This is a genomic window from Geodermatophilus nigrescens (genome assembly GCF_900129495.1).
Taxonomy (GTDB): domain Bacteria; phylum Actinomycetota; class Actinomycetes; order Mycobacteriales; family Geodermatophilaceae; genus Geodermatophilus; species Geodermatophilus nigrescens.
This window is the reverse complement of the sequence record NZ_FQVX01000007.1, coordinates 25673-47480: the sequence shown is the minus strand read 5'-3', so window position 1 is coordinate 47480 and position 21808 is coordinate 25673. Positions and strand designations below refer to the sequence as shown.

The 21808-nt window shown below is 77.0% G+C and carries 15 protein-coding genes; 6 read left to right on the top strand and 9 right to left on the bottom strand.

The window, feature by feature from the left end:
• The first annotated feature begins 69 nt into the window (after window positions 1-69).
• The 3 genes from BUE37_RS22460 to ppk2 all read left to right on the top strand — a co-directional run bounded on the left by BUE37_RS22460 (window position 70) and on the right by ppk2 (window position 6979).
• Window positions 70-4977, top strand: a complete 4908-nt coding sequence (locus BUE37_RS22460; RefSeq protein WP_083629035.1) for an NAD-glutamate dehydrogenase — start codon at window positions 70-72, stop codon at window positions 4975-4977.
• Between the two features lie 238 nt (window positions 4978-5215).
• Entirely contained in the window at window positions 5216-5932 is a 717-nt protein-coding gene (locus BUE37_RS22455) for a 1-acyl-sn-glycerol-3-phosphate acyltransferase (protein ID WP_073422685.1), read from the top strand.
• A gap of 24 nt (window positions 5933-5956) precedes the next feature.
• The gene (ppk2, locus tag BUE37_RS22450) at window positions 5957-6979 is read left to right on the top strand and encodes a polyphosphate kinase 2 (RefSeq protein WP_083629028.1); all 1023 of its coding nucleotides are present in this window, start codon (window positions 5957-5959) and stop codon (window positions 6977-6979) included.
• A 60-nt stretch (window positions 6980-7039) separates the two neighbouring features.
• Here the strand turns inward: ppk2 and BUE37_RS22445 are convergent, their stop codons facing one another.
• On the bottom strand, window positions 7040-8479 hold the full coding sequence (locus tag BUE37_RS22445) for an amidase (RefSeq protein WP_073422684.1): 1440 nt from the start codon (window positions 8477-8479) through the stop codon (window positions 7040-7042).
• Between the two features lie 52 nt (window positions 8480-8531).
• Between BUE37_RS22445 and BUE37_RS22440 the strand changes: the two genes are divergently transcribed.
• Window positions 8532-10229: a DEAD/DEAH box helicase gene (locus tag BUE37_RS22440; RefSeq protein WP_245794887.1), complete on the top strand. Its 1698-nt coding sequence runs from the start codon at window positions 8532-8534 to the stop codon at window positions 10227-10229.
• Between the two features lie 12 nt (window positions 10230-10241).
• Here the strand turns inward: BUE37_RS22440 and BUE37_RS22435 are convergent, their stop codons facing one another.
• From BUE37_RS22435 to BUE37_RS24900, 6 genes are all read right to left on the bottom strand, one after another.
• Window positions 10242-10688, bottom strand: a complete 447-nt coding sequence (locus BUE37_RS22435) for an iron chaperone (RefSeq protein ID WP_245794886.1) — start codon at window positions 10686-10688, stop codon at window positions 10242-10244.
• An 83-nt stretch (window positions 10689-10771) separates the two neighbouring features.
• Window positions 10772-13384 carry a SpoIIE family protein phosphatase gene (locus BUE37_RS22430; protein ID WP_073422682.1) on the bottom strand — a complete coding sequence of 871 codons (2613 nt, stop codon included), beginning with the start codon at window positions 13382-13384 and terminating at the stop codon, window positions 10772-10774.
• 152 nt (window positions 13385-13536) lie between these two features.
• A complete protein-coding gene (gene yaaA / locus BUE37_RS22425; RefSeq protein WP_073422681.1) occupies window positions 13537-14283 on the bottom strand; it encodes a peroxide stress protein YaaA in 747 nt (248 codons plus the stop codon).
• Between the two features lie 22 nt (window positions 14284-14305).
• Window positions 14306-15490 carry an SPL family radical SAM protein gene (locus BUE37_RS22420; RefSeq protein WP_245794885.1) on the bottom strand — a complete coding sequence of 395 codons (1185 nt, stop codon included), beginning with the start codon at window positions 15488-15490 and terminating at the stop codon, window positions 14306-14308.
• A 2-nt stretch (window positions 15491-15492) separates the two neighbouring features.
• A complete protein-coding gene (locus BUE37_RS22415; protein ID WP_073422680.1) occupies window positions 15493-16116 on the bottom strand; it encodes a LysE family translocator in 624 nt (207 codons plus the stop codon).
• A 46-nt stretch (window positions 16117-16162) separates the two neighbouring features.
• Window positions 16163-19468 (bottom strand): ATP-binding protein, encoded by a 3306-nt coding sequence (locus tag BUE37_RS24900; RefSeq protein ID WP_073422679.1) that lies wholly within the window; start codon window positions 19466-19468, stop codon window positions 16163-16165.
• Window positions 19469-19563: 95 nt separating this feature from the next.
• On the opposite strand from BUE37_RS24900, the gene BUE37_RS22405 reads away from it, so the two are divergent.
• Entirely contained in the window at window positions 19564-20100 is a 537-nt protein-coding gene (locus tag BUE37_RS22405; RefSeq protein ID WP_073422678.1) for a gamma carbonic anhydrase family protein, read from the top strand.
• A gap of 48 nt (window positions 20101-20148) precedes the next feature.
• Entirely contained in the window at window positions 20149-20430 is a 282-nt protein-coding gene (locus BUE37_RS22400; RefSeq protein ID WP_139253104.1) for a hypothetical protein, read from the top strand.
• 37 nt (window positions 20431-20467) lie between these two features.
• On the opposite strand, the gene BUE37_RS22395 is transcribed toward BUE37_RS22400, so the two are convergent.
• Window positions 20468-20764 carry an ANTAR domain-containing protein gene (locus tag BUE37_RS22395; protein WP_073422676.1) on the bottom strand — a complete coding sequence of 99 codons (297 nt, stop codon included), beginning with the start codon at window positions 20762-20764 and terminating at the stop codon, window positions 20468-20470.
• Window positions 20765-20860: 96 nt separating this feature from the next.
• Window positions 20861-21667 carry an exodeoxyribonuclease III gene (locus tag BUE37_RS22390; RefSeq protein WP_073422675.1) on the bottom strand — a complete coding sequence of 269 codons (807 nt, stop codon included), beginning with the start codon at window positions 21665-21667 and terminating at the stop codon, window positions 20861-20863.
• Between the last annotated feature and the right edge of the window lie 141 nt (window positions 21668-21808).

Here is a 21808-nt window from a genome sequence, read left to right as displayed (position 1 = left end):
CCGGCAGGGGCCCGACGCGCGCTCGCGAGCGGTGGGGGGCGGGGGGTCCTTCGACTAGCGTCGGTGGCCATGAGCACCACCGGCGTGGACACCGTCGTCCCCGGCCGACCGGAGGACGCCGCCCCGCCCGGGCTGGTCGCCCTCGAGGCGGCGAACGACCGCAAGCGGGCACTGCTGGCCGAGGCCGCCGCCGCGGCGGAGGGAGCCCTCGACGGCGGCCCCGCCCTGCCGGCCGGCTGCCAGGTCACCGACCTCCCGGCCCTGCTGCAGCGGTACTACTGGTCCGAGCCGCCGGCCGAGGTCCTCGGGCACGGACCGGCTGACCTCGCGGCGCTGGCGCTGCGGCACCTGCGGGTGGCGGCCGTCCGGCCGCAGGGCTCGGCCACCGTCGTCGTCGAGCGGCTGACCGACGGCCGCGGGCTGCTGCTCGTCGTCACCGACGACATGCCCTTCCTCGTCGACTCCGTGACCGCCGAGGTGGTCCGCCAGGGCGTGGGCCTCCAGCACGTCGTGCACCCGGTGGTGGTGGTGCGCCGCGACGTGTCCGGCGCGCTGCGGGCGTTCTGCGACAGCGGCGGCACCGAGGTCGGCGACTGCGGTCCCGACGCGCTGGCCGAGTCGTGGATGGCCGTGGTCCTCGACGGGCCGCTCGACGACGAGGCCTCCGGGGACCTCGTCGCCGGCCTGCGCACCGCCCTGGCCGACGTGCGCGCCGTCGACGAGGACGCGCCGCGCATCGCCGCCCGCGCCCTGGAGCTGGCCACCCGGCTGGAGGAGATCGGCTCGCAGGCCACCGCCGACCCGGCCGACGACCCCGCCGAGGTGGCCGCGCTGCTGCGCTGGCTGGCCGACGGCAACCTCGTGCTGCTCGGCGCCCGCGAGGTCGAGGTGGGCGGCGACGGCGTGCGCGCCGTCCCCGGCTCCGGCCTCGGCGTGCTGCGCAGCGACTCCGGCGGCGCACTCCCGGAGGCCGCGGGCGCGCTGGGGCCCGCGCTGGTCACCGTGACCAAGGCCGACATCCGCTCCACCGTGCACCGCCGCGCCTGGCTGGACCTCGTCGCCGTCACCCTCCCCGGCGAGGACGGCGGTCCGGCCCGCCAGCACCGCCTGGTCGGGCTGTTCCCGAGCACCGCGGCGGCCGCCGGCGTGCGCGACGTGCCGCTGGTGCGCCGGAAGGTCGACGAGGTGGTCGAGGGCTCCGGCGTGCCCGCCGACAGCCACACCGGCAAGACGCTCGTCGGCGTCCTGGAGACGCTCCCGCGCGACGAGCTGTTCCAGGCGGCGGCCGGCGAGCTGCTGCCGGTCGCGATGTCCGTGCTCTACCTGCAGGAGCGCCGCCAGACGCGGCTGTTCCTCCGCCGCGACCCCTACGGCCGGTTCTGGTCGGCGCTGGTCTACCTGCCGCGCGACCGGTACACGACCGAGGTGCGCCTGGCGATGCAACAGGAGCTGCTCTCCCGCCTGGGCGGCCGCGACATCGAGTTCAGCGCCCACGTCACCGAGTCGGTCCTCGCCCGGCTGCACTTCGTCGTCCGCGTGCCGGTGGCCCGCGGCGGGGTGCCCGCGCTGTCCGACGTCGACGTCGACGCGCTGCAGCACGGCCTGTCCGCCGTCGCCCGCAGCTGGACCGACGACCTCGCCGACGCCCTGGCCGAGCGCCACGGCGCCGACGCCGAGCAGGTGCTCGCCCGCGTCGCCGACGCCTTCCCGGCCTCCTACCAGGACGACTTCCCGGCGACGACGGCCGTGGAGGACCTCGCCCGCCTCGACGCCCTCGCCCCCGGGGAGCTCGGCCTGCGGCTGCGCCGCCCGCGCGGCGCCGCCGAGGGCGAGCCGCGGCTGACCGTCTACCGGGTGGGGGAGCGGCTGCTGCTGTCCGACGTGCTGCCGGTGCTGCAGCACATGGGCGTCGACGTCGTCGACGAGCGGCCCTACGAGATCGACCGGATCGGCGCCCGGCCGGCGTGGATCTACGACTTCGGCCTGACCGTGCCGCCGGCCACGCTGCCCGGCGGCGAGCTGCCGTTCCCCGGGTCGCTGCCCGAGCGCTTCACCGAGGCGGTCGCGGCGGTCTGGCGCGGCGACGCCGAGGACGACGGCCTGGGCGCGCTGGTGCTGCTGGCCGGGCTGAACTGGCGGCAGGTCACCGTGGTGCGCGCCTACGTGCAGTGGCTGCGCCAGGCCGGCCTGCCCTTCGGCCAGCGCTACGTGGAGACCACGCTGGCCGCGCACCCCGACGTCGTCGCCCGGCTGGTGGCGCTGTTCGAGACGCGGTTCTCGCCCGGTCGCGAGGCCGGCCGGGGCACCCGCCAGGAGGCGCTGGCCGCGTCGCTGCGCGAGGCGATCGGGCGGGTGGACTCCCTCGACGCCGACCGCGTGCTCACCAGCCTGCTGGCCGCCGTCACCGCCACCCAGCGCACCACCTACTACGCGGGCGGCCCGCTGGCCATCAAGCTCGACCCGCACGCCGTGCCCGACCTGCCCGAGCCGCGGCCCGCCCGCGAGGTGTTCGTCAGCAGCCCCCGGGTGATGGGCGTGCACCTGCGCTTCGGCGCGGTCGCCCGCGGCGGGCTGCGCTGGTCCGACCGCCGCGAGGACCTCCGCACCGAGGTGCTCGGCCTGGTCAAGGCGCAGATGGTCAAGAACACCGTCATCGTGCCCACCGGCGCCAAGGGCGGCTTCGTCGTGCGCAACCCCCCGCCCGACGGCGCCTCCCGCGAGGAGGTCCTGGCCGAGGGGCAGGCCTGCTACCGGCTGTTCATCGGCGCGCTGCTGTCGCTGACGGACGACCTGGTCGGCGGGGAGGTCGTGCCGCCCGAGCGGGTGGTCCGGCACGACGGCGACGACCCGTACCTCGTGGTCGCCGCGGACAAGGGGACGGCGACCTTCTCCGACCTCGCCAACGCCGTCGCGCTCGAGCGCGGGTTCTGGCTGGGCGACGCCTTCGCCTCCGGCGGCTCGGTCGGCTACGACCACAAGGCCATGGGCATCACCGCCCGCGGCGCGTGGGAGTCGGTGACCCGGCACTTCCGCGAGCTCGACCTCGACGTGCAGAGCCAGGAGTTCACCGTCGTCGGCGTCGGCGACATGTCCGGCGACGTGTTCGGCAACGGGATGCTGCTGTCCGAGCACATCCGCCTGGTGGCCGCCTTCGACCACCGGCACGTGTTCGTCGACCCGACCCCGGACGCCGCGACGTCGTTCGCGGAGCGGCGCCGCCTGTTCGACCTGCCGCGCTCCTCGTGGGCCGACTACGACCCCGCGCTGATCAGCGCCGGGGGAGGGGTCTGGCCGCGGACGGCGAAGGCGATCCCCGTCAGCGGGCCGGTGCGCACCGCCCTGGGCCTGCCCGACGACGTCGACACGCTCTCGCCGGTGGAGCTCATCCGCGCGGTGCTGCTCGCGCCGGTGGACCTGCTGTTCAACGGCGGCATCGGCACCTACGTCAAGGCGGCGTCCGAGAGCCACCTCGACGTGGGCGACAAGGCCAACGACGCCGTCCGGGTCGACGGCCACCAGCTGCGCGTGCGCGTGGTGGGGGAGGGCGGCAACCTCGGCCTCACCCAGCGCGGGCGCGTGGAGTACGCGCTGGCCGGCGGCCGGGTGAACACCGACGCGATCGACAACTCCGCCGGCGTGGACACCTCCGACCACGAGGTGAACATCAAGATCGCGCTCAACGGGGTGGTCGCCGCCGGCGCCCTGGACGCCGACGGCCGCGCCGCGCTGCTGGGCGAGATGACCGACGAGGTCGCCGCCGCCGTCCTCACCGACAACCACGCCCAGAACGCCACCCTCGCCGCCGAGGTGACGTCCTCGCGCAGCCTGCTCGACGCCCACGAGCGGTTCCTCCGGCACCTGGAGCGCACCGGCCGGCTCGTGCGCGCGGTGGAGGCGCTGCCCGACGACCGCGCGCTCGCCCAGCGCCGCCGCGACGGGCACGCGCTGACCAGCCCGGAGCTGTCGGTGCTGCTCGCCTACGCCAAGCTCGAGGTCAACGACGCCGTCCTGCACGGCGACCTGCCCGACGACCCGGCGCTGGCCCGGCTGCTGCGCGACTACTTCCCGGCGCCGCTGCGGGAGCGGTTCGCCGCGGCCGTCGACGGCCACCCGCTGCGGCGGGAGATCATCGCGACCGCGCTGACCAACCGGGCGGTCAACACCGCCGGGGTCACGGGCCTGTACCGGCTCGCCGAGGAGACCGGCCTGGACCTCGCCGCCGTCGTGCGGGCGCACGCGGTGGCCCGGGCGGTGTTCGACGTCGACGGGCTGTGGGACGCCGTCCGGCCGCTGGACAACCGGGTGCCCGCGCCGGTGCAGGTGGAGCTGCGCACCGAGGCCACGCGCCTGTCGGAGCGGGCCGCGCGGTGGCTGCTGCGGCTGCCCGAGCTCCTGGTCCACCCCGCCGCGGGGATCACCGCGGTGACCGAGCGGTTCGCCGCGCCGGTGGCGGCGGTGCGCGCCGGCCTGCCCGGGTGGCTGCTGGGCGACGAGGCGGCGTCCTACGCGGCGCGGGCCGAGCGGCTGCGCGCGGCCGGGGTGCCCGAGGCGCTGGCGGGGGAGGTGGCCGCGGCGCCGCTGCTGCCGGCCGCGCTGGACCTCGCCGTCGTCGCCGAGCGCACCGGGGCGCCGATCGAGCTGGCCGGGCGGGTGGCGCAGGAGCTGGCCGAGCGGCTGGCGCTGGTGCCGCTGCGCGAGCTGGTCATCGCGCTGCCGCGGGACCGGCGCTGGCCGTCGATGGCCCGCGCCGCGCTGCGCGACGACCTGGCCGCCGAGCAGGCCGAGCTCGCCGTTGAGGTGCTGTCCGCGCGGGGGAGCGGCGACGCCGCCGAGCTGGTGGGGGAGTGGGCGGAGGGCTGGGACGGCCCGCAGCGCCGCGCCGCCGCCCAGCTCGCCGACATCGCCGCCGGCGACCGGCACGAGCTGCCCGAGCTGGTGGTCGCGGTGCGCACCCTGCGCGGCCTCCGCCGCCGGTAGGGGTCCGCTCAGCCGTCGATCATCGGATGCGTGCCGCTCGTCCCGGCGTGTCCGCGCGTGTCCCGTGCACGCATCCGATGATCGACACGAGAGGCGCGCGCAGGCGCGCGTGCACCCGCACGGGTGGTCACCCGGGAGGGAGTGCACGGTCCCGACGGGGGATCTCCGCACGGCCGTCACCCGCAGGACACCTGAGCCGCCGACGCTGGCCCCCGGAGAGACCACACCGGGAGGCCCCGTGGACAGCCCGACCGCCACCCTGACGCCCGCCGTCGCGAGCACGGTGGCCCGCACCGCCGTCCGCGCCGCCACCGCCTCGTGGGGCGGGGACCGTCGCCGCCGGCGCCTGCTCGTGTGCACCGCCGCCGACATCCTCTGTGCCCAGGGCGTGCGGGTGCGCGTCGTCTCGTCCCCGGTCGCCTGGCCGCGGGGCCCCCGCCTGGTCGTCGCCAACGCGGCCGGCTGGCTCGACGTGCTGGCGCTGGCCACCGTCGTCCCGGCCACCCCCGTCGTCGACGCCGCCCTGGTCGACACCCCCCTGCTGCGCTCGCTCGCCCGCCGCGGCGGCCTGTTCGTCGACGACGGCAGCGGCGCCGTGCGGGCCGAGGTCACCGCCCTGCTGCGCGCCGGCGTCAGCGTCGCCACGCACCCCGGCGGCGCAGCGGCCGACGGCGAGCCCGGCCGGTTCCGCGCCCGCGCGGTCGCCGCCGCCGTCGATGCGCAGGTGCCGGTCTGCCCGGTCGCCGTGCGGTCCGCGGAGGGCGGCAGCGTCGTCGAGGTGCACCTGCTGCCGGCGCTGCAGCCCGGCACCGACGCCCGCCCGCTGGCCGCGCTCGCCGAGTACGCCGTCGCCCACGTGCTGGAGGCCGGCGACCCCGGCCCCGCGCGGCCCACGCCCGCATCCCGGAACAGGACTGTCCGCGCCCGTCCGGGGTACGGCCGCCAGCGTCCCTGACCACTCCCGGGAGGAGACGCCCCCGTGCAGCCCGACACCCTCGTCGACCGCAGCGAGGACGACGCCGACGGCGAGCCGGCCCCGCCGCCGGTCCGCGTGCCCCACAAGGCCGAGGTCCTCGACCTCACGAAGTGGCGGCTCAACTCCCTCCCCGACGAGAACAGCGACGAGGACTGGGACGACGACCGCGAGCTCTTCGGCCCCGACGGCGAGCGCGTCGAGACCTGGCGCGAGGGCTATCCCTACACCGAGCGCATGGAGCGCCGGGAGTACGAGATCGAGAAGCGCCGGCTGCAGATCGAGCTGCTGAAGCTGCAGGGCTGGGTGAAGGACACCGGCCAGCGGCTGGTCATCGTCTTCGAGGGCCGCGACGCCGCCGGCAAGGGCGGCACGATCAAGCGGTTCACCGAGCACCTCAACCCGCGCGGCGCCCGCACGGTCGCCCTCGACAAGCCGTCCGAGCGCGAGCAGAACCAGTGGTACTTCCAGCGCTACGTGCAGCACCTGCCGGCGGCCGGCGAGATCGTGCTGTTCGACCGGTCCTGGTACAACCGCGCCGGCGTCGAGCGGGTGATGGGCTACTGCACCGAGGAGCAGTACCAGCAGTTCCTGCTGCAGGCCCCCGAGCTCGAGCGGATGTTCGTCGACAGCGGGATCCGGCTGTTCAAGCTGTGGTTCTCGGTGTCCCGCGGCGAGCAGCGCTCGCGCTTCATCGTGCGGCAGATCGACCCGGTGCGGCAGTGGAAGCTCTCGCCCACCGACCTCGCCAGCCTCGACAAGTGGGACGCCTACACCGAGGCCAAGGAGGCGATGTTCCTGCACACCGACACCGCCCACGCGCCGTGGACGGTCATCAAGAGCAACGACAAGAAGCGCGCCCGACTCGAGGCGATGCGGCACGTGCTGTGCCGGCTGGACTACGAGGACAAGGACTGCGCCGTCGTCGGCGACCCGGACCCGCTGATCGTGGGCTCGGCGGCCGACGTCCTCGAGGAGCACTCCGACACCCCGGTGGCCCCGCCGCCGCCCCGGACCGGGCGCCGCTAAGGACGTCCATGTGCCCGTCTGCGGCTCTCTAGTCGGGGAACTAGAGAGCCGCAGACGGTCTCAGAGGACCGGGTGGCGGCGGCCGAAGCCGGTGGCCTGCTCGATCGCGTGCGCGACCTCGAGCAGCCGCCGGTCGGCCCGCGGGGCGGCGACGACCTGCAGGCCCACCGGCAGCCCGTCGGCGGTGAACCCGCCGGGCAGCGACAGCGCGGGGCAGCCGGTGGCCGACACCAGCGTGCAGGCCCGCATCCAGCCGAGGTAGTCGGCCTGCGGCACCCCGGCGACCTCCGTGGGGTACTCCTGCTCGACGGGGAAGGGCAGCACCTGCGTGGTGGGGGCGAGCAGCACGTCGTAGCGGTCGAAGAACCCGACGACGCGCTCGTACAGCCGGGTGTGCGCCACCTCGGCCCGGCCGACGTCGGCGCCGGTGAGCGCCGCACCGATCGCCGCGTTGCCGCGGATCGCCGCCTTCACCTTGTCCGGCGAGCGGCGCACGGCCTCGCCGAACGTCGCCTCGAACAGCCAGGCGCGCAGCGTGCCGAACACCTCGTCGGCCTCGCGCAGGTCCGGGCATGCCTCCTCCACGGTGGCGCCGAGCGACTCCACCACCGGCAGCACCTCGCGCAGCACGGCCGGGATCGCCGGGTCGACCGGGACCAGGCCGCCGAGGTCCGGCGCCCAGGCCACCCGCAGGCCCCGCAGGTCCTCCGGCAGCGGCGCGGCGAGGCCGGCCGGGTCGTCGGCCAGCGAGATCGGCACCCGCGGGTCGGGCCCGGCGATCGCCGAGAGGGTCAGGGCGACGTCAGCCACCGTGCGGCCCATCGGCCCCTGCACCGACAGGGTCGAGAAGCCCATCGCCGCCGGCCAGGTGGGCACCCGGCCGGGGGTGGGCCGCAGGCCGACGACGTTGCAGAAGGCCGCCGGGTTGCGCAGCGAGCCGCCCATGTCGCTGCCCTCGGCCAGCGGCACCAGCCCGGCGGCGAGTGCGGCCGCGGCGCCGCCGCTGGACCCTCCGGCCGACAGCCCGTGCCGGTAGGGGTTGTGGGTCGCGCCGAACAGGGTGTTGAACGTGTGCGAGCCCGCGGCGAACTCCGGCACGTTGGTCTTGCCCACCCGGATCGCCCCGGCGAGCCGCAGCCGCTCGACGACGAGCTCGTCGCGCGCCGGGACGGTGTCGGCGTGCAGCGGCGAGCCCCACGTGGTGCGCATGCCGCCGGTGGCGTGGGTGTCCTTGTGGGCCACGGGCAGCCCGTGCAGCGGCCCGACCGGCTCCCCGGCGGCGAGCGCCGCGTCGGCGGCGTCCGCGGCGGCCCGCGCGCCCTCGGCGTCGAGCGTGACGATCGCGTTGACCTGCGGGTCGACCCGCTCGATGCGCGCGAGGTGCGCGTCGAGCAGCTCGCGGGCGGACACCTCCCTCTTCCGCACGAGGGCGGCCAGCTCGGTGGCCGGCCGGAGGCAGAGGTCTGCGTCGCGGGCGGGGTCGGCGGTCGCGGGGGTCACCCGGGGAGGGTGCCACGTCGGGCCGGGCGGGCACATGGCCGACACTGGACGGGTGGACGGCGAGACGAGCGGCCAGGCGACCGAGCACGACGAGCAGGCGGTGACCTTCGCCGACCTCGGGCTGCGCGAGGAGCTGCTGGCGGCGCTGACGCGGCTGGGCTACGAGGAGCCCACGCCGATCCAGCGGGAGGCGGTGCCGCCGATGGCCGCCGGCCGCGACCTCCTCGGCCAGGCGGCCACCGGCACCGGCAAGACCGCCGCCTACGCGCTCCCGGTGCTGCAGCGGCTGCCCGACGAGCGCCCCGGCGGCGACCCGCTGGCCCTGGTCCTCGTGCCCACCCGCGAGCTCGCCATCCAGGTGTCGGAGGCGCTGCACCGCTACGGCCGAGACCTCGGCGCCCGCGTGGTGCCCGTCTACGGCGGCCAGCCGATCCCGCGCCAGCTGCGCGCGCTGGAGGCCGGCGTCGACGTCGTCGTCGCCACCCCCGGCCGGGCGCTGGACCTGCTGCAGCGCGGCAGCCTGCACCTGGGCGGGGTCGCCACCGTGGTGCTCGACGAGGCCGACGAGATGCTCGACATGGGCTTCGCCGAGGACCTCGAGGCGCTGCTCGACGAGGTGCCCGAGGAGCGGCAGACGGTGCTGTTCAGCGCCACCATGCCCCGCCGCCTGGACGCGATGGCACGCCGCCACCTGCGCGACCCGCTGCGCATCCAGGTGGCCCGCGAGGTGCCCACCGAGGGCGAGGCGCCGCGGGTGCGCCAGACCGCCTTCGTCGTCTCCCGCGCGGCCAAGCCGGCGGCGCTGGGGCGCGTGCTCGACGTCGAGAGCCCGACGGCGGCCATCGTCTTCTGCCGCACCCGCGACGAGGTCGACGACCTCACCGAGACGCTCAACGGCCGCGGCTACCGGGCCGAGGCGCTGCACGGTGGCATGAGCCAGGAGCAGCGTGACCGCGTCATGGGCCGGCTGCGAGGCGGCACCGCCGAGCTCCTGGTCGCCACCGACGTCGCCGCCCGCGGCCTCGACGTCGAGCAGCTCACCCACGTCGTCAACTACGACGTCCCGGCCGCGGCGGAGACCTACGTGCACCGCATCGGCCGCGTGGGCCGGGCCGGGCGTGAGGGCGTGGCCATCACGCTGGTCGAGCCGCGGGCGCACCGGATGCTCAAGACCATCGAGCGGGTCACCGGCGCCCCGATCAAGGTCGAGCGGGTCCCCACCGTCGCCGATCTGCGCGCCCGCCGGCTCGAGCTCACCCGCGCCGCGCTGCGCGAGAGCCTGCTCGGCGACGACCTCGAGCGCTTCCGCGCCGTCGTCGAGACGCTCACCGACGAGTTCGACGTCATGGAGGTGGCGCTCGCGGCGGTCAAGCTCGCCCACGAGGCCACCACCGGCCCGGACGACGACGAGGAGATCCCCGAGGTCACCCTCCGGCCGGAGCGCCCGCAGCGCGACGGCGACCGCGGTCAGGGCCGCGCGCTCCGGTCCCGGTCGGGCGGCTCCGGCGACAGCGTCCGGTTGTTCATCGGCGCCGGCCGCAGCGCCGGCGTGCGGCCCGGCGACCTCGTCGGCGCGATCGCCGGGGAGACCGGCCTGCGCGGCCGCGACGTCGGCGCGATCGAGATCGCCGAGCGGTTCAGCCTGGTCGAGGTGCCCGCCGCCGCGGCCGAGGAGGTCATCGCCGCCCTCAAGGCGAGCTCGGTCAAGGGCAAGAAGGTGACCGTGCGCCGCGACAAGGGCCGCGACTGAGGAGGCGGGCGGTCAGGCCGTGGCGGTCCGCACCAGCCCGACCACCCGCTCCTCCACCGCCGGGCCCCACGCGCGCAGCGCGAACGACACCGGCCACAGGTCGCCGTCGTCCAGGGTCGCGGCGTCGTTGAAGCCGAGGGTCGAGTACCGGGTGCCGAACTTGCCGGCGTCCTGGAAGAAGACGACGACCTTCCCCTCGGCGTTCGTGTAGGCGGGCATCCCGTACCAGGTCTTCGGCGCCAGGTGCGGGGCGTGCGTGGTGACGACGACGTGCACCCGCTCGGCGAGCGCCCGGTCCTCCGGCGCCATCTCCGCGATCCGGTCGAGGACCGCCGTCAGCCCGTCGGCCTTCTTCGCGCCCTTCCGCCCCCCGGCGCGCAGCTCGGCCGCGCGCTCCCTCATGGCCGCGCGCTCCTCGGCGCTGAAGCCGGTGCTCTCCTCGACGTCGCTGCCGGTCACGTCCCGCTCCCTCTCGTCGTCCGGTGTCCTGGCGACGATCCTGGGGCCCGGCCGGCCCCGGGGGCTTCTCGATTCCTGACCGGTCAGCGGAGCGTCGGGCTCGCGGGGTCGTCGGGGACGACGTCGGGCACCCGGTTGGGGCCGGCGTCCAGCGGCCGCGGCCGGTCCTGGCGGTGCAGCCGGACGGCGACCAGCGCGACGTCGTCCTCCGGGCGGCCGTCCACCAGCCGGTCGAGCACCTCGTCGAGCACCTCGTCCAGCGGCCGGCCGGCGAGCTCGCGCAGCGCCTCGCGCAGCCGGGCCATGCCGGCGTCGAGGTCGGCGTCGCGCCGCTCGATGAGCCCGTCGGTGAACAGCAGCACGGTGGCGCCGCGGTCGAGCGTGACCACCGACTCCTCCCGGCGTGCCTCGGGGTCGACGCCGAGCAGCAGGTCGCCGCGCCAGGAGGCCAGCTCGGCCACGCTGCCGTCGGGGTTGATGACCAGCGGCGGCAGGTGCCCGGCGTTGGCCCACCGCATCCGGGTGACGCCGCGCTCGAGCTCGTCGGCGGTCTGCTCGAAGCGGGCGACGGTGGCGGTCGCCATCACGTGGGTCTGCAGCAGCGCCATGGAGGCGTCCAGGCCGCGCAGCACCTCGCCGGGGCCGGCGTCGCTGTAGGTGGCGATGCCGCGCAGCAGGCCGCGCAGCTGGCCCATCGCCGCGGCGGCCTCGGTGTCGTGGCCGACCACGTCGCCGATGACCAGCATCGTGGCGCCGCCGGGCTGCAGGAACGCGTCGTACCAGTCGCCGCCGACCCGCGCCGCCTCGGCCGCCGGCAGGTAGCGGACGGCGATCTCGGCGTGGTCGGGCTCCGGCGGCTCCGTGAGCAGGCTGCGCTGCAGCCCCTCGGCAAGCGCCTGCTGCTGCCCGTAGAGCCGGGCGTTGTCCAGCGCCAGGCCGGCCCGGTCGGCGACGTCCTGGGCGGTGGCGAGGTCCTCCTCCCGCGGGGCCCAGCCCCGGCGGAAGTAGAGGGTCATGACGCCGAGGGTCCGGTCGCGGCCGCGCAGGGGGAGCGCGACGGCGGACTCCGGCGCGAGCGCGGTGAGCAGGTCGCGGGCCTCGCCCTCGGGCAGCAGGTCGACGACCGCGCGGGTGCGCTCCATGACGGCCTCGCCGGTGAGCAGGGCCCGCATGAGCGGCGCGGTGACCGGCATGGCGTCGATCCGGGCGCCTGCGTACCGGTCGACCAGCGGGCGGGCCGCCGGGTCGGCGTGCCAGTGGCCGACGTCGCGGGGGCGGCCGTCGGGGTCGACGACGGTGACGATGCACCAGTCGGCCAGCGCGGGCACGACCAGCCGCGGCAGGTGCGCGGTGGCGGTCTGGGCGTCCAGCGCACCGGCGAGCTCGGCGCTGACCTGGGCGAGCAGCGCCAGCCGCTGCGCGCCCCGCTCGGCGCGGTCCTGCACGCGGCGGCGCTCGGTGACCTCGAGGAAGTACACCGACAGGCCCTCGGGGCTGGGCCACGCGCGGACCTCGTACCAGCCGTGCAGCGGCGCGGGGTAGTGCGCGTCGAACTGCACCGGCTTCCCGGTGCGCACCGCCTCCCGGTAGTGCGTCTCGAAGGCGCCGTCCATGGCCGCCGGGAACGCCGTCCACAGCTCCTGGCCGAGGAGGTCGTCGCGGCCGCGGCCCAGCAGGCGCTCGGCCTCGGCGTTCACGTGGGTGAAGCGCCACTCGCGGTCGAGGGAGTAGAAGCCGGCCGGCATGGCCTCGAGCACGCGGGTGACCCGCAGGCCGGCGGCGCGCTCGGCGGTGGTGTCGTAGGCGGCGCCGAGCACCCGGGCGGCGCCGCCGTCGCCGTCGCGCAGCGTGCGCCCGCGGGCCTGCACCCAGCGCGTCTCGCCGTCGGGCCACACGACGCGGTACTCGGCCTCGTAGTCGCCGAGCGCGGCGATGCTGGCCTGCAGGGCGTCGGTGACGCGCGGCAGGTCGTCGGGGTGCACGCGGTCGTTGAAGGCCTCGATGGTGCCGCCGAAGGACTCCGCGTCGTAGCCGAACATCTCGATGAGCCGGTCGTCCCAGGTGAGCTCGCCGGTGCGCAGGTCCCAGTCGAAGGTGCCGATGCCGGCGGCGTCGATCGCCAGGCCGTAGCGCAGCCGGTCGCCCTCGTAGGCGGTGCGCAGCGCGGCCAGCTCGAGCTCGGTGATGGCGGCGGCGGCGAGCTGGCGCAGGGTGGCGACGTCGGTGTCCGACCACGGCCGCGGCGTCGGGGCGGCCACGCAGACGACGCCGACGACGAAGCCGTCGGAGTCGACCATCGGCGCCCCGAGGTAGGAGCCGACGATGCCCGCCCGCACCTGCGGGAGGTCGGTGGCGCGGGGCTCGGCGTGCACGTCGGGGACGACGACGGGCATGCCCTCAGCGGCCGGGACCGCGCACGCGGTGGCGTCCAGCGGTGCCTCGCGGCCGACCGTGCCCGGGGGCAGCCCGGCGCCGGCGACGACGACCTCGACGTCGTCGAGCAGGGAGATCTGCGCGATGGGGGCGCCGAGCAGCCGGGCGGCGAGCTCGGCCAGCCGGTCGAGGGCGGCGCTGGCGTCCCGCAGGCGGAGCCGGCGCGCCGCGCGCGTGCGGGAGCGGTCGGCCTGCAGGACCTCGGCCGCGGCGCGCGTGCTCGCGACCGGCCCCGTGCCGTGGGGCCGGGTCGTGTCGTCCACCGAACCTCTCCGTCCGGCTCGGGGCCGACTCGTACCACCGCGCCTCCGGCCGTGTCTCGGTCCGGGCGCGCGTACATCGTAAGCGCCGCCCGTTGTGGGCAACAGGGCTCACGCGGGGTGCGTCACGTCTCACCCGGCGTGGCGACGCGCGTTCAGGCGGGCGGCAGCACCAGCGTCAGCGCCGTCCCGCCGTCGTGTTCCACGTGCAACCCGGCCCGGCGCAGCAGCGCCCGCAGCCGGACGGCGGAGTCCGGCTCGGCGGTGGTGGTGGCCAGCAGCCGCGCCACCCGGCCCTTGTGCGCCTTGTTCGCGTGGCTGACCACGGTGCGACTGCCGTCGGGCCGCTCGCTGAGGACGTCGACGGTCACCGCGCCGGGCACCGGGGCCAGCGCCTGGTAGGCGCCGCTGCGCAGGTCGACGACGAGCTCGCCGCTCGCCGCCAGCACCGGGCCGAGCACCGGCCGCCACAGCGCGCGCAGGGTGGGCAGCCCGGGCAGCGCGGAGCCCGCCGACAGCCGGTACGCGGGGATGGCGTCGCCGGCCCGGACGAGCCCGAGCAGCGCCGAGCCGACCGCCAGCCGCCGGTCGGCGCGGGCCCGCTGCGCGCGGGTGAGCGTGCGGATGCCGAGGGCGTCGTAGAGGACGCCGGTGTAGCGCTCGATCGCGGGCTTCGTCGGGCTGGTGCACAGCGCCGCGTTGCGCGCGACCTCGACGTCCTGGGCAGGGGAGAGGCCGAGCGCGGCGCGGGCGGCGGGCGGGTCGGCGGCCAGCCGGACGACCGCGCCGACCAGCCGCTCGCGGACCGGCGTCAGCTCCGGCGTGGACAGCGCGGCCAGGTCCAGCGGGGCGCCGTCGCCGTCGGGCGACTTGGTCTCCGACGGGGGCAGGAGCACGAGCACGAGGGGCCAGGCTACGGAGCGCTCAGGTCCAGTAGAGGAGGCGGGCGCCGGGCAGCCGCTCGGCGACCTCGCGCTCGAACCAGCCGCGCAGCTCGGCCATCGTCTCCCTGGGGTAGACGTGCTTGACCGAGCCGAACCTGCCCCGCTTGGTGGTGCGGCGGGACTCGTCCATGTCGAGCTTGGTGCGCGGGTACCAGTCGAGCAGCGTCTCCTTGCTGCCCGGCGTGAACCGGTGGGTGATGCACTCGACGGTGAGGTCGTGGCCGGCCGGGACGGCGGCGGCGATGCCGTCGAGGAGCTCGGCGTACTGCTCGCGCCAGCCGTCCACCGGCATGATCGGCGCGATGGTGACGCCGACCGGGTAGCCGGCCGCGGCCACCGCCGCGAGCGCGCCGAGCCGGGCGGGCACCTTCGCCGTCGCGCCCTCGAAGCGCCGGTCGACGGCCGTGGCGTTCACCGAGAAGCGCAGCCGGGTGCGGCCGCCGTGGGGGAGGACGAGCAGGCCCGCGACGTCGTCGAACTTGGTCGTGGCGCGCAGCTGCACGGGGCCGGGCCACGCGTGCGTGCCGAAGTGCTCGACCATGCGGGACAGGCCGCCGGTGAGGTGCTCGATGGCCAGCGGGTCGGTGTAGCAGGACGCCTCGAACGTCGTGCCCTCGCCGCCGCGCTCGAGCGTGCCGGAGGTGACGGTCCCCCGGCCGACGTGGTCGTCGAGGCCCTCGAGCACCTCGTCGAGGTCGGCCCACACGCGGGTGATCGGCGGACCGGACAGGGAGCCGGCGAGGTAGCAGTACTGGCAGTGCGCGGGGCAGCCCTCGGCCAGGTCGAGGCGGAAGTCCGCCGACGGCGGGATCGGCTGCAGCTTGCGCTTGGACGGCGGCGGGACGACGAGGGCCATCGTGTCCTTGGCGGCCATGAACGCGGCGCGGTCGTCGTCGCCGCGCAGCGACGGGAGCCGGTCGCCGGGGAGCAGCTCGATCGCGTCGACGCCGGCGGCCTCGAGCCGGGACAGCACGCGCTGCCCGTGCGGGCGCTCGGCGGCCGAGCGGGTGACCAGGACGCGCTTCGGCGTCCACAGGCGGGACGGGGCGGGGACGGCGGGCGCGGCGGCGGTGTCGGGCGCGGTGAGGAGGGCTGGCGCGGTCATCACCAGGGAGAACACCGGGCCGGGGTTCCCGCTGCCCCGGCCCGGCATGACGACGGTCACGGTCAGACGACCGCGGCGAGCCCGCCCAGGCCGCAGTAGACGACGGCGGTGGTCCGCTGCAGCACCGGCCGCCCCGACGCGGGCCGGGCGACCCGGTTCCGCAGCGCCGCCGCGGTGAGCGCGTAGGCGCTGTCGGTCGCCGTCGCCATGACCACGAAGAGCAGGCCGAGGACCAGCACCTGGAGTGCCACCGGCCCGGCGGCCGGGTCGACGAACTGCGGGAGGAAGGCCAGGAAGAACAGCCCGGTCTTCGGGTTGAGCAGGTCGACCAGCACGCCGTCGCGGAACAGCCGCCGGCGGGACGCCGGGGTGGCCGCGGGGCCGGCGCCGGCCGGGCGGCGGCGGGACAGCAGCTGCCGCAGGCCCAGCCACAGCAGGTAGGCCGCGCCGCCGTACCTGAGCACCGCGAAGGCCCACTCGGAGGAGGCCAGGACGGCGGTCACGCCACCCGCGGCGAGCAGCACGTGCAGCAGGGCGCCGGTCTCCAGGCCGAGGACGGACACCAGGCCCGCCGCGCGGCCGTGCTCGACGGCCCGGGCGACGACGTAGACGACCGACGGGCCGGGGACGGCGAGCAGCGCCGCGGTCGACAGCACGTAGAGCAGCAGGGTGGCGGAGGCGGGCATGCAGCAGAGGCTGCTCGGCGTGCGTGCGGGCAGCGTGCGTCCCGCGTCAGTGCACCGTGGGGACCGCGTGCGCGCTGCGTGCGAACAGCTCCGGGTCCGCGCCGAGGGCCCGCAGGGCCGCGCGGGCGGCGGCGCGGTGGGCGGCCGCGGCGCCGGGGCGGCCGGCGGTCTCGGCGAGCTCGGCGAGACGGGCGTCGGTGGTGCCCCAGACGGCACCGCCGGCCCCGAGGACGACGGTGCGCCCGGCCAGCGGCTCCAGCAGCCGGTACAGGTGCGCGGCCCGCTCGCGGTCACCGAGCGCCGTGACGGCCATCGCGAGGAAGACGAGGCCGGGGAGCAGGACGGCGTCCACGGGCAGCCGCTCCTCGGGCGGCCACAGCGCGTCGACCTCCGCCTGCGCCTCGTCCGTCCGGCCGGCCACGGCGAGCGCGTAGGCGGCGGCGCCGCCCCAGGCCGGCAGCGCGGGGTAGGCGCGGGCGAAGCCGAGCAGTGGGTCGGCCATCGCGGCGAGGCCGCCGGCCAGGGAGGCCAGCGTCAGCGCGTGGACCCCGCCGAACTGCACCGCGTCCGCGCCGCCGCGCAGCTCGGCGAAGGTCCGCACGTGCTCGGCGGACGCCTGCGCGTCGGCGAGCCGGCCCTCCAGCAGCGCGCGCATCGTCGTGAAGACGGCGACGTACATCAGCTCGTAGGGCATCCGCAGCCGGCCCGCCTCCTCGGCGTGCCGGGCGGTCTCCGGCCACACCTCCTCGATGCGCCCGGCCTCCAGCAGTGCGACCACCCGCCAGCGCCGGGCGACCGCGGCCGTCTCGGGGGCGTCCTCCCGCCGGGCGACGTCGAGCAGCTCGTCGGCCAGCGCGAGCCGCTCGGCCACCCCGTACGGGTGCCAGGTCGCCCACAGGCGGGCCTCCAGGGCGGCGGCCAGCACCGGGCCCTCGCCGAGGCCGCGGGCGGCGTCGAGGGCCGCGGCGGTGAGCTCCTGCACGCGCTCGGGGCGGCGCGCGAAGGACAGGGCCACCGCCAGCCGCGCCTGCAGCCGCGCGCGCAGCGCCGGCCGGTCGGGCGGGACGACGGCGAGGGCGTCCTCCAGCAGGCCGATGACCTCGGCGTCGACGGTGCCGAAGCCCTGCCAGGAGGGGCCGGCGAGCCCGAGGGCCGCGGTACCGAGCCAGGCGGGGTCGCCGACGGCGCGGGCGGCCCCGGCGGCCTCGGTGAACGTCTGCCGCGCCGCGGCGGTGTCGGCGGCGCGGGACAGCGCCTCGCCCAGTTCGAGCAGCAGGGGGCCGAGCCGGTGCGGGTCGGCGCCCAGGACGGCGGTGACGGCGTCGACGGTCCGCCGCAGCACGGCGGCGGCCTCTGCGTAGGCGGCCTGGGCCACGGCCTCGGCGGCGGCCTGCCGGGCATAGCCGACCGCGCGGTCGACCGAGGCGGGGTCGCCGGCACCGAGGAGGTGGTGGGCGATCTCGGCGGCACCGGCCGCACCGCGTCGCTCCAGCGCGTCGGCCACGCGGGCGTGCAGCCGGGCGCGCCGGGTGCGCGAGAGCCCGTCGGAGAGGGCGGAGCGGACCAGCGCGTGCGGGAAGGACCAGCGGCCGATGCCCTGCTCGGTCAGCAGGCCGGACGCGGTGGCGGCGTCCAGTGCGTCGACGAGGTGGTCCGGGGCCCAGGTCCCGACGGCCTCCAGGGTCCCGAGGTCGACGTCGCGGCCCACGACCGAGGCGAGCGTCAGCACGTCCTGGGCCACCGGGTCCAGCCGCCGCAGCCGGCGCTGCAGCAGCTCCCGCACGCCGTCGGGCACGTCGAACCCGCCGGCCGGCGGCAGCGGCGCGCTGTCGGGCGTGGTCGGCAGGTTGCGCAGGATCTCGCGCACGAAGAACGGGTTGCCCTCGGTCTCGGCGTGCAGCGCCCGCACGAACCGCGACCAGTCGCTGCCGCCGCGGTGCCGGCGGGCCAGCCGGCCGACGTCGGTCTCGCTCAGCCCAGCGAGGTCCACCTCGGTGAGCCGCCGTTCCCGGCGTTCCTGGGTCAGCAGCGCCGGGAGCAGGGCCTCCTCGCCGGCCTCCTCCGGGCGGGCCGTCACCAGCACGGCGCAGGCCGTCTCCTGCGAGGTGCGCAGCACGTGGCGCAGGAGCAGCAGGGTGGAGCGGTCGGCCCAGTGGACGTCCTCCAGGACCAGCAGCACCGGCGCCCGGGCGGCCAGGCCGGCCAGCAACCGGGCGACGGCCTCGAACAGCCGCCAGCGCTCGGTGTCGGCGTCCTCGGTGACCTCCGGTCCCTGCCGCCCCCGCCGCAGCCGCGGGAACAGCCGCACCAGCCCGCCCCCGCCGTCGTCGACGACCCGGGCGGCGGCGCGGTCGTCGAGTCCGTCGACCACCGGCCCGAGGGCCTCGACCCACGCGCAGTAGGGGACGATCGACTCCTCGTCGCAGCGGCCGTGCAGCACCGTCCAGCCCTCGGCGACGGCCTCGCGGGCGGTGACGGCGGCCAGCGCGGTCTTGCCGATGCCGGCCTCCCCGCGCACCAGCACCATCGCCGGCAGCGGGGCGCGGCGGGCGGCGCGCACGGCGGCCAGCGGCCCGTCCCGCCCGACGAACTCCGCCGGCGCGAGGTCGCCCAGCGCCGGGGCGGTCGGCCCGGAGACGGCGTCGTCACCGGCCGGGGCCGCCCGCGCGCGGCGCAGGCCGTCGAGCAGCGCCGCGGTCTCGCGGTCCGGCGGCACACCCAGCTCCCGCTGCAGCCGCTCGGCCAGCGCCCGGCCGGCGTCCAGGGCGGCCGCCCGGTCGCCGGCAGCGGCCAGCAGCCGGACGAGCTCGCGGCCGGCCTGCTCCGACAGTGGGTCCGCGCGCACCCGGCGGGCGGCCAGCTCCGCGGCCTCCCGTAGCCGCCCGGCCGCCTCGTGACCGGCCGCGGCCTCGGCCAGGACCCGCAGCAGGGACCGGGCGTGCTCGGCGCGGACCTCCTCGGCCCACTCCGCCTCCAGCCCGGGCAGCAGCGTGCCGCGGTCCCACGCCAGCGCCTCGGCCCAGCGCCCGGCGTCCGCGGCGGCCCGGAACCCGCGGAGGTCGACCCGGACGGCGGCCGGGTCGAGGCCCACGTCGTCGCGGCCGGCCTGCACCACGGCGGCGTGCGGCCCGAGCCCGCGCCGCAGCTCGGCGAGCGCGCCGCGCAGACCGGTCCGGGCGCCGGCCTCGGGGACGTCCGGCCACATCCGCGCGGCCAGCAGCCCGCGGGAGCAGCGCCCGGGAGTGACGGCCAGCAGCGCCAGGAGCTCACGGGCCCGGCGGCTCCCCGGCGGCTCCAGCGGCTCGCCGGCGTGCTCCAGTGCGAGTCCGCCGAGGACGCGCACCACCAGCACGGCGGGACGATAGCGCCGTCCCGGCCGCCCGGGGAGACGTCCGCGCAGGTCAGCGGGGACAGGAGGCCGGTGCCCGCCCGTTAGGCTGCGCGACCGTGCCGCTGTTCTCCTTCGAGGGCCGATCGCCGCAGGTGCACCCCGACGCGTGGGTGGCGCCGACGGCCACGCTGGTGGGCGACGTCGTCGTCGAGGCGGGTGCCTCCATCTGGTACGGGGCGGTGCTGCGCGCCGACTTCGGCGCGATCGTCGTCCGCGCCGGCGCCAACGTGCAGGACAACTCCGTGCTGCACGGCGGCGACGACCCGGTCACCGAGGTCGGCCCCGGCGCGACCGTCGGGCACGTGTGCGTCGTCCACGGCTCGGTGATCGGTGCCGAGGCGCTGATCGGCAACGGGACGACCGTGCAGGACGGCGCCCGCATCGGACGGCGGTCGCTGATCGGCGCCGGCAGCCTCGTGCCGCCGGGCATGGTCGTGCCCGACGAGGTGCTCGCCTTCGGTGCTCCCGCGAAGGTGCGCGGCCCGCTCACCGAGGGCGCCGCGGTGTGGGTCGACGGCAACCCGTCGATCTACCAGGAGCTCGCCCGCCGGCACGCGGCGACGGTGGAGCGCCTGCCCGATCCCGGCGTCTGACCCCTCGGGGTGACGACGGCCACACCGCCCGGCCCCACCCTGTGCGCCATGGCGACTCACTGGGCGGTGACGGCACTGCGGCGCAGGCACGGGCGACGGGCGGCGGGAGCGCTGCGCGACCAGCTGGACCGCTGCCTGGCGGACGCCGGCGACGGCGGCGAGCCGGACTGGGCGGGGCTGCTGGTGTCCGCGCCCCGGCGCGAGCGCGACACCCGGGGCCGGGTGTGGTGGTGCTACGAGGCGTCGGTGACGACGTCGCCGCCCCCGGCGCCGGAGGCCGCCGGGACACCCGCGCCGCGGGCCGCCGGGGCCGTGCCCGCCGCGGGGTGACCGGCCGTCGTGCCACGGGCACCCGCTCCCCGACGGGCTACCGGGGCTCCCGGGACCCGTCCCGGGGTGCGGGGACGACCGGCAGGTCCCCGGTGTAGACGACCTGGTCCGCCACGTCGCGCAGCTTGACGTTGCTCCGCTGGCTGACCTGGCGCAGGCGGGTGAAGGCCTCGTCCTCGTGGACGCGGTACCGGCTCATGACGATGCCCACGGCCATCGCGATCCGGCGGTTGCTCAGGAGGGCCCGTTCGAGGTCGTCCGCGCGCGAGACGGCCGCGGCGAGCTCCTCGCGGAGCCGGACCACGTCGGTCGCCGCGTCACCCCCGCCGCACACGGAAGCAGTTTACAGAGTAAACCGGCGACGTCGCGCCTCACCGCCACTCCGGGAGATCGGCCCGAGCCGGGGCAGCTCGCCCGACGGTCGGCCGACCTACTGGTCGGACAGCTCGACGACCACCGGCGCGTGGTCGCTGGCGCCCTTGCCCTTGCGCTCCTCGCGGTCGATGAGCGCGGCGGTGACCCGGCCGGCCAGCGCGGGGGAGCAGAGCTGGAAGTCGATCCGCATGCCCTCGCGGCGCGGGAAGCGCAGCTGCGTGTAGTCCCAGTACGTGTAGACGCCGGGACCGGGCGCCAGCGGGCGGACGACGTCGGCGTAGCCGGTCTCGACGACGGCGCGGAACGCGGCCCGCTCGGGCTCGGAGACGTGCGTGGAGTGCGAGAACACCGACATGTCCCAGACGTCGTCGTCCTGCGGGGCGATGTTCCAGTCGCCGACCAGCGCCACCTGCGCCGCGGGGTCGGCGGCCAGCCAGCCGCCCGCCGCGGTGCGCAGCGCCGAGAGCCACTCGAGCTTGTAGTCGTAGTGCGGGTCGCCGAGCTGGCGGCCGTTGGGCACGTAGAGGCTCCACACCCGCACCCCGTCGCAGGTGGCGCCGACGGCACGCGCCTCGGCGGCGGGCTCGGCGCCCTCCTTGGCCGCCCAGGTGGGCATGCCGGGGAACCCGACCTCGACGTCGGCCAGTCCCACCCGGGACACGACGGCGACGCCGTTCCACTGCGAGTGGCCGACGTGCGCGACCTCGTAGCCGAGCTCGCGGAACCGCTCCTCGGGGAACTGGTCGTCGCGGCACTTGGTCTCCTGCAGCGCCAGGACGTCGACGTCGCGGCGCTGCAGCCAGGCGGCCACCCGGTCGACGCGGGTGCGGATCGAGTTCACGTTCCAGGTGGCCAGTCGCACGGCACCCGAGCCTAGGAGACGGCGCCGACACCCTCTCCCCGGCGGTGACCGTCACGGGCGGCCCCCGGCCGGACACCACCTGTGACCTGGGGAGACGCATCTCACGTCCGATCGGGTGCGCGGTCGGTCCGCGGGGTACGG